Raw genomic sequence first — 1,117 nt, 5'->3', positions numbered from 1 at the left:
TACTGCGTCCCGGGTAGTTAACGCACCCTTTGGTCACGGATGCTCTCTAACTGGTATGAGCAGACCCATCGGAACGCCTGTCGAACTGGAACGCCGCCGTCAGCAGGCGGTACAAGCTGTTGCGGACGGTCAGGCCCGCCAGACGGTCGCGACGGTCCTGGGGGTTCACGTCAAGACCGTGTCCCGCTGGGTCCGGGCCGCACGCACACCCGGCGGCGTGGCGGCCAAGGTCCACCCGGGCCCGACCCCAGGCCTGACGGACGCCGACCTCAAGCGATTGGCCGAGCTCCTGCTCCAGGGGGCCAAGGCCCACGGGTGGCACAACCAGCTCTGGACGGCGGCACGGGTCGCCCGGTTGATCGAGCACGAGTTCCATATCCGGTACCACCCGGAACACGTCCGGGAGATCCTCAAGCGGCGACTCGGGTGGACCAGCCAGAAGCCCCGGCGGAAGGCCCGGTAGCGGAACGACAAGGAGGTGGCGAGGTGGGTCGGTGACGAGTTCCCCCGGATCGTCCGGGACGCGTTCCGCCGCACGGCCCACTTGGTTTTCCTGGACGAGTCCGGGTTCTTCCTGACGCCGACCGTCCGTCGCACCCTGGCCCCGCGGGGGAAGACCCCGGTCCTGGCGGGGTGGGACCGTCGGGATCGACTGTCGGCGATCCGTGCCATTACCGTCAGCCCGGTGGTGGCTCGCCCGAACCTGTTCTTCGAGGTGTTCGACCACACCGTCCACGCCGAGCAGGTGGTGGCGTTCCTGGCCGACCTGCACCGCCGGTTGGGGCCGTTGACGGTCGTCTGGGACCGCGGGGCGATCCACGATAAGTCCGGGTTCGTGCGGGCGTGGCTGGCGGGGCACCCGGGGGTGGTGACCGAGAAGTTCCCGGGGTACGCTCCGGACCTGAACCCGGACGAGGGCGTGTGGGGGTGGACCAAGTACGGGCGACTGTCCAACCTGGCGGCCAACGACACGGACGAGTTGTGGGACCATGTGATCGACGAGTTGGGCACCGCGAAGTCCTCCCCGAACCTGTTGAAGGCATTCATCCGGGAAGCACGACTGCCGAGCCTATCAATGGCTGCTAAGTAGGGAACGTTAACTACCCGGGACGCAGTA

At 67.6% G+C, this 1,117-nt stretch carries 2 protein-coding genes; both read left to right on the top strand.

The features are described 5' to 3' along the window. Window positions 1-55 precede the first annotated feature (55 nt). Window positions 56-463, top strand: a complete 408-nt coding sequence (locus R5W23_RS09210) for a winged helix-turn-helix domain-containing protein (protein WP_320686080.1) — start codon at window positions 56-58, stop codon at window positions 461-463. Between the two features lie 15 nt (window positions 464-478). Further along, complete coding sequence (locus R5W23_RS09205) at window positions 479-1,090, top strand: transposase (protein WP_320686079.1); 612 nt, start codon at window positions 479-481, stop codon at window positions 1,088-1,090. The last annotated feature ends 27 nt before the right edge of the window (window positions 1,091-1,117 follow it).

It is taken from the genome of Gemmata algarum (assembly GCF_034097035.1).
In the GTDB taxonomy this organism is placed as follows: Bacteria; Planctomycetota; Planctomycetia; order Gemmatales; family Gemmataceae; genus Gemmata; species Gemmata algarum.
Note: the sequence above shows the minus strand (reverse complement) of the source record. Positions and strands in the feature narration are given on the sequence as shown.

Bases quoted from the DNA above. Each gene is read 5' to 3' on its own strand.
- R5W23_RS09210 (WP_320686080.1), top strand. From the start codon at position 56: ATGAGCAGACCCATCGGAACGCCTGTCGAACTGGAACGCCGCCGTCAG.